Genomic DNA, 6,144 nt, shown 5'->3' on the forward strand with positions numbered 1-6,144 from the left:
AGAGATTCCCGGGTCTACGCTTCGCTGCGCCCGAGAATGACGCGCCTCGTTCCCAAGGCGACTTGCCGGGGCCCCGCGCGCTGCTATCGTCGCGACAGAGCCAGCAACGGCCCGGGAGGCGTCCATGATGAACCTGTTCGAGATCATGCAATCGGCCCAGAATGGCCAGGCGATGCAGAATCTCGCCCGGCAATACGGGCTGAGCCAGCAGCAGACCCAAGCGGCGCTCGATGCGCTGCTGCCGGCCTTCTCCATGGGGCTGCAGCGCCAGACGCAGAATCCCTACGCCTTCGGCTCGCTGGCGCAGATGATGACCGCCTCGCCCTATGCGCGCTTCTTCGAGACCTCGGGCGGCAGCATCCCGCAAGGCGCGCAGATGGCCGGCAACGATGTGCTGGGCCAGCTCTTCGGTTCGACTGAGGTGAGCCAGGCGATCGCGGCGCAGGCTGCGGCGACGAGCGGCGTCAGCCAGGCCATCCTCAAGCAGATGCTGCCGGTGATCGCCTCGATCCTGATGGGCGGCCTGTTCAAATCCACCAACAGCGAGGGGCTCGGCGGTATTCTCGGCCAGTTTGCCGAGATGATGCGCGGCCAGATGCCGGGCATGCAGCCGGCGCCGCAACCACAGGCTCAGCCGCAGATGCCGGCCAATCCGATGGATGCGATCCTGCGCGGCATGTTCGGCCAGGGCGCGGGGGCAGGCCAGCCCCAGCCGCAGCCGCAAGGAAACCCCGGCGCCGCGGCCAACGACCCGTTCGGCGGCATGCTGGGGCAGATCCTCGGCGGCATGTTCGGCGGCGCGGCCGCGCCCGAATCCGCCCCGCAGCAGCCATCTCAGCCCCGCAGCGCGCCGCAGCGCCCCGCGCCTGCCCCGGAGCCCGCGCCGGACGAGCCCGCGCCCTCCGCCTCCGCACCCGGGCCCGGTTCGATCGGCCTCGACGCGCTGAACCAGATGTTCGAGCATGGCCGGCAGATTCAGGACGACCACCAGAGCGCGCTGAAATCGATCCTCGACGCCATGCTCGGCGGCGGTCAGCGGCGCTGAAACGACAGACCGGACGCAGCAGCGTCCGGTCCTGCATTTCCCATCGGCGGTCTCAGACGAGCTTTCGCGGCTTGCGGGCGCTCAAGCCGGCCGGCGCTGCTGCCAGTTCTGGTCCGCCTGCACCATGACCGCGGCCATGCCGCGCAGCTCGGCCGCATCGTCGCGGGTGCGGAAGCTGGCGACGAGATCGTTGAGGCGCTGGATCTGGTTGGCCAGGGCCGTCGCCGAGGCGGCGCTCTGCTCGGCGAGCGCGGCGTTCTGCTGGGTCATCTCGTCCATATGGGCGACGGCCTGGCTCATCTCGTCGATGCCGTTCGATTGCTCGGCCGCGGCCGAGGAGATGTCCGAGACCGTGGCGGACACCTTCTGCGAGGCTTCGACGATCCGCTCCAGGGCGGTGCCGGCCGAGCGCACGAGACCGACGCCCTGCGCGACCTCCGCCCCGGATTCGGTGATGAGCGTGGTGATGCCCTTGGCGGCCTCGCTGGAGCGCTGCGCGAGCGTGCGCACTTCGGAGGCGACCACGGCGAAACCCCGGCCGGCATCGCCGGCACGCGCCGCCTCGACCGCCGCGTTGAGCGCCAGCAGATTGGTCTGGAAGGCGATCTCGTCGATGACGGTGGTGATGTCGGAGATCTTGCGTGAGGCGGTCTCGATTCGCGCCATGGCGTCCACGGCATCCTTGACGATGGCACCGCCCTTGCGCGCGACCTCCATCGCCTCGTCGGCGAGCGCGACCGCCTGCATCGAGGCCTGGGCCGAGGCCTTGACGGACGCGGCGAGCTCCTCGGTCGTGGCGGCGGTCTCCTCCAGCGAGGAGGCCTGTTCCTCGGTGCGCTTGGAGAGGTCGTCGGCGCCGGTGTTGATCTCCTGGGCGGCGTTGCCGACATCGCCCGAGGTCGACTGGATGGTGCGGATCGTCTCCGCGAGATGGGCGACCGCCATGTTGAAATCGTCGCGCAGCTTCTCGTATTCGGCAGCGAGATCGGCCTCGATCCGGCAAGTGAGATCGCCGCGCGAAAGCCGGTCGAGCCCTTCGGCCAGCGCCTCCATCACCTTGGCCTGCTCGGCGGCGAGAAGCTCGTGCTCGCGGGCGCGGGCGGCGCGCTCCTGCTCGGCGAGGCGGCGCTGCGCCTCCGTCGCGTCGCGGCTCTCGGCCGTCTCCGCCTCGAGACGCCGGACCGCCAGCCCGTTCTCCTTGAAGACCTGCACGGCCCGCGCCATGGCGCCGACCTCGTCGTGCCGGTTCTGGCCGTCGATCTCGACCGCATAGTCGCCGGCGGCGAGATCGTCCATGCGCGCCTTGAGGGTGTCGAGCGGCCTGGTGATGGACTGCCGCGCGAGCAGAATCGCCCCGATCAGGCCGAGCAGGACCCCGGCGACGGAGAGCGCCAGCAGGATCAGGTTGAGCTGCTTCGCCTCCGCGTCAAGCGCCTGCCCGTCGGCTTGGGTCTGGCTCTTGATGTCGCCGTTGAGCTTGACCGCATCAGCGACGATGGCGCCGAAGGCGCGGTCCAGCTCCGACATCACCGACAGCGCCGCCAGATCCTCGTCGCGCGCGGCCTGGGCCAGCACGTCGTCGATCTTCGGCTTGAGCTCGGAAAGCGCCCGCGCGAGCTTGTCGAACTCGGCATGGCGCTCGGGAAAGCTGATCTTGGCGTTGACGAGCTGCTGGAGCGCGAGATCGTAGTCCTTGCGGACATCCGCGATGCTCGTGGTATTCTGCTTCATATATTCGGGATAGGCGATCGCCTTATACAGGTCGCGCAGCACGTAGCTCGTCACGAGCGTCGACTGCGCCGAATCGAGGATCGCGGCGGAGCGCTGATCGATCAGATCGGAATAGCTCTTGTTGATACGCTGATATTCGTGCCCGGCATAGATCGCAGTACCGATGCTGATCAGTCCGATCGCAATCAATGGAATGGCGATCTTGGTGCGAATCCTCAGATCCTTGAGGCGCAGAGAGAACTTCATGCCCGTGCCCACCCTGTCAGGCGGCCAGCCGGCCGCATCCGGCGACACATTTCAGCCAAATGCATAAAATTGCGTTAGGACTCGCCGCCGCTGCTCCGGCGCATAAAAAAAGGGCGGAAGCACGAAGCTTCCGCCCACAGAGACGCTGACGCCAAGGGGTCAGGCGCAGCGTGCAACCATGAAATCTGCGTTTTTCGCCAGCACCGGCTCCGGCACTGTCGGCTGGGTGCCGGCATGACGGACGGCCTGCTCGCGCCGCGCCTTGGCGATATCGGCATTGGAGCGTGACCGCGCGGCCAGCACCGCGGAGGGATCGTTGAGCCAGGACGTCGCCAGCGCGCCGGCGATATCGGAGCGGACGAGGCCGATATCCTTGAGGCCGCGCTCATCGAGCTCGGCGAGGCGCATCACCTCGCGTCGATGGATCAGGGCGCGCAGGAGGAATACGGGCTTTTGGATTCCAGCGGCGGCGATGCGCACGACACCGGCCGGAACCGATGACAGCGTCTTCGTGGCAATGGTCATGAGCAGCATGACGGCCTCCAATGGAATGCGAGAACGGATCGACGTTCCCCTTCAGCCCGGACGCGCCAACTGGCTGAAATCCCGGAGAACGATTGAACGATAGCGAGACGCTGGCCATCAGCCAAACGAATGGTTATGATGCTTGACAGCACGGATATTGATGAACGCACGACGGGGGATCGCCATGGCCCATGTGCTCGACGCCGACCAGTTGAAGACCTTCGTCGCCATTGCCGACACCGGCTCCTTCACCCGCGCGGCGGAGATCGTGTTCAAGACGCAATCGGCCGTCTCGATGCAGATGAAGCGGCTGGAGGARCGGGTCGGGCGSCCGCTCTTCGGSCGCGACGGACGCCACGCCAAGCTGACSGARGATGGYGAGCGCCTGCTSGAYTACGCSCGCCGSATCGTCAGGCTGAACCTGGAATGCGTCGCGACCTTCACCGATGCCGATCTGAAGGGGCGCATCCGGCTCGGCGTGCCCGACGATTATGCCGACCGCTACCTGCCCGAGATCCTCGCCCGCTTCGCGCGCTCGAACCCGCGCGCCGAGGTCACCGTCGTCTGCGAGCCGACGCCGATGCTGGCCGAGCGGATCGCCACCGGCGACATCGACCTCGCCATCATCACCCATGTCGAGAGCCGCGGCCAGGGCGAGATCATCCGCATCGAGCCGCTGCTCTGGGTCACCTCCGCCCGCCATACCGTGCATGAGGAAGACCCGCTGCCGCTGGCGCTGGGGCGGCCGACCTGCAACTGGCGGCAGGCGGCGGTCGATGCGCTGGAGGCCAAGGGCCGCCGGTTCCGCGTGCTCTATGCGAGCTGGAACTCGACGGCGGTCGGCGCCGCGGTGGTCGCAGGGCTCGCCGTCTCGGTGCTGCCGGAAAGCGCGGTGAGGCCGGGCATGCGGATTCTGGGACCGTCGGAGGGCTTCGCGACCTTGCCGTCCTGCAAGATCGGCCTGCTGCGCACGCGCTTCGACCCGTCCGTGCTCTCGAATGCGCTGGCCGAGCACATCATCCAGAGCCTCGACAATCTGGCGAGCTTCAAGACCGCGGCGGAGTGAGAGGAGCTTGCGCGACGCGAAGGGCGCGCAGGATCACGGAGAGGGAAAGGCGGCGGCGACCGACTGGAAGAAGCCGAGCACGGTCTGGCCGACTTGCGTCGCCCCGGCGACGATGGAGATTGAGATCAGGACGCCGATAAGGCCGTACTCGATCGCCGTCGCGCCGCGTTCGTCGCGCAGAAAAGCGTCAAGGTTGGGGCCGATCCGATTCATGACGATAGGTTATGGCGGCGAGCTGCGGCCAAATCGTTAATCCGGCCGCTGCAATGCGCCGAATATCGCTTTTTTCCGGCGCGTAAGGGCTTTACAGCGCCAGTTCCGTGAAGACCGGCTCGACCTTGCCACCCCATGAGCCGCGATAGCGCGCTTCCAGGCGCTGCGCGAGCGTCTGCCCGCTGGCCAGGATCTCCTGCAAGGGAGCGAGGTAGACGCTCTCGTCATCGCCAGCCGCGTCGCGGCGGGCCCGGCGGGCGAGGCCGGCACGCGACAATTCCAGCACGTCGCTCGCGATCTCGCCAAGCTTGCGCCCGGCGATGGAGGCATCCAGACCCAGCTTGGGCGCCGCATCGCGCAATCCCTGCCGCTGCTCGGCGCTCCAGCCCTTGACCAGATCCCAGGCGGCGTCGAGCGCGCCGCGGTCATAGAGCAACCCGACCCAGAAGGCGGGCAGCGCCGCCAGCATGTCGGCGGGGCCGGCATCGGCGCCGCGCATCTCGAGGAAGCGCTTCAGCCGGACCTCCGGGAACAGGGTCCCGAGATGGTTGACCCAGTCCGACATCGTGGCGCATTCGCCCGGCAGCTGTTTCAGCTTGCCCGCCATGAGGTCCCGGAAAGAGGCGCCGGCGACGTCGTGATAGGTCTCGCCGCGCTTGACGAAATACATGGGAACGTCGAGCGCCCAATCGACATAGGCCTCGTAGGACATGCCCTCGTCGAAGGCGAAGGCGAGCATGCCGGAGCGGTTATTGTCGGTATCGCGCCAGATCTCCGAGCGCATCGACTGGAAGCCGTTCAGCTTGCGCTCCAGGAAGGGCGAGGAGGCGAACAGGGCCGTCGCGAATGGCTGCAGCGCAAGCGAGACGCGCAGCTTGCGCACCATGTCGGCTTCGCTGGCGAAATCGAGATTGACCTGCACCGTGCAGGTCCGGAACATCATGTCGAGACCCATCGTGCCGACCTTCGGCATATAGTTCGCCATGATCTTGTAGCGGCTCTTCGGCATCATCGGCGTCTGCGCCCGCGTCCAGAGCGGGGAGGCACCGAGCGCAGCGAAGCCGATGCCGTGCGGTTCGGCGACCGCCTTGACGTCGGCGAGATGGGCAGCGAGCTCGGCCTGCGTCTGATGGATGGTCTCGAGCGGAGCGCCCGAGAGCTCGAACTGGCCGCCGGGCTCCAGCGAGATCGCCCCACCCCCGTCGGGACCGCCGAGACCGATGATGTTGCCGGCGTCGACGATTGGCTCCCAGCCGAGACGCTGCTGCATGCCCTCGAGCAAAGCGCGGATGCCGCCCGCCCCGGCACGGCCCTCATA

The 6,144-nt window shown here is 67.5% G+C and carries 6 protein-coding genes; 2 read left to right on the forward strand and 4 right to left on the reverse strand.

What is annotated here, in order from left to right; genetic code table 11:
• Positions 1-124 precede the first annotated feature (124 nt).
• Positions 125-1,045, forward strand: a complete 921-nt coding sequence (locus AB4Y99_RS10310) for a DUF937 domain-containing protein (RefSeq protein WP_441523242.1) — start codon at positions 125-127, stop codon at positions 1,043-1,045.
• Positions 1,046-1,126: 81 nt separating this feature from the next.
• Here the strand turns inward: AB4Y99_RS10310 and AB4Y99_RS10315 are convergent, their stop codons facing one another.
• Together AB4Y99_RS10315 and AB4Y99_RS10320 are read right to left on the reverse strand one after the other, a co-directional pair.
• The gene (locus AB4Y99_RS10315; RefSeq protein ID WP_441523243.1) at positions 1,127-3,022 is read right to left on the reverse strand and encodes a methyl-accepting chemotaxis protein; all 1,896 of its coding nucleotides are present in this window, start codon (positions 3,020-3,022) and stop codon (positions 1,127-1,129) included.
• A 159-nt stretch (positions 3,023-3,181) separates the two neighbouring features.
• Positions 3,182-3,556 (reverse strand): DUF1127 domain-containing protein, encoded by a 375-nt coding sequence (locus AB4Y99_RS10320; RefSeq protein WP_133562269.1) that lies wholly within the window; start codon positions 3,554-3,556, stop codon positions 3,182-3,184.
• 175 nt (positions 3,557-3,731) lie between these two features.
• Between AB4Y99_RS10320 and AB4Y99_RS10325 the strand changes: the two genes are divergently transcribed.
• A complete protein-coding gene (locus tag AB4Y99_RS10325) occupies positions 3,732-4,613 on the forward strand; it encodes a LysR substrate-binding domain-containing protein (RefSeq protein WP_038360870.1) in 882 nt (293 codons plus the stop codon).
• Between the two features lie 33 nt (positions 4,614-4,646).
• On the opposite strand, the gene AB4Y99_RS10330 is transcribed toward AB4Y99_RS10325, so the two are convergent.
• Together AB4Y99_RS10330 and AB4Y99_RS10335 are read right to left on the reverse strand one after the other, a co-directional pair.
• Positions 4,647-4,826 carry a Flp family type IVb pilin gene (locus AB4Y99_RS10330; protein ID WP_112762925.1) on the reverse strand — a complete coding sequence of 60 codons (180 nt, stop codon included), beginning with the start codon at positions 4,824-4,826 and terminating at the stop codon, positions 4,647-4,649.
• A 91-nt stretch (positions 4,827-4,917) separates the two neighbouring features.
• A partial coding sequence (locus AB4Y99_RS10335) for a glutamate--cysteine ligase (protein ID WP_441523244.1) occupies positions 4,918-6,144 on the reverse strand: 1,227 nt, incomplete at its 5' end.

Source organism: Allobosea sp. TAB14, assembly GCF_052113865.1.
In the GTDB taxonomy this organism is placed as follows: domain Bacteria; phylum Pseudomonadota; class Alphaproteobacteria; order Rhizobiales; family Beijerinckiaceae; genus Allobosea; species Allobosea spartocytisi.

Coding starts and splice junctions, on each gene's coding strand:
- AB4Y99_RS10310 (WP_441523242.1), top strand. CDS start 125: ATGATGAACCTGTTCGAGATCATGCAATCGGCCCAGAATGGCCAGGCG.
- AB4Y99_RS10315 (WP_441523243.1), bottom strand. CDS start 3,022: ATGAAGTTCTCTCTGCGCCTCAAGGATCTGAGGATTCGCACCAAGATC.
- AB4Y99_RS10320 (WP_133562269.1), bottom strand. CDS start 3,556: ATGCTGCTCATGACCATTGCCACGAAGACGCTGTCATCGGTTCCGGCC.
- AB4Y99_RS10330 (WP_112762925.1), bottom strand. CDS start 4,826: ATGAATCGGATCGGCCCCAACCTTGACGCTTTTCTGCGCGACGAACGC.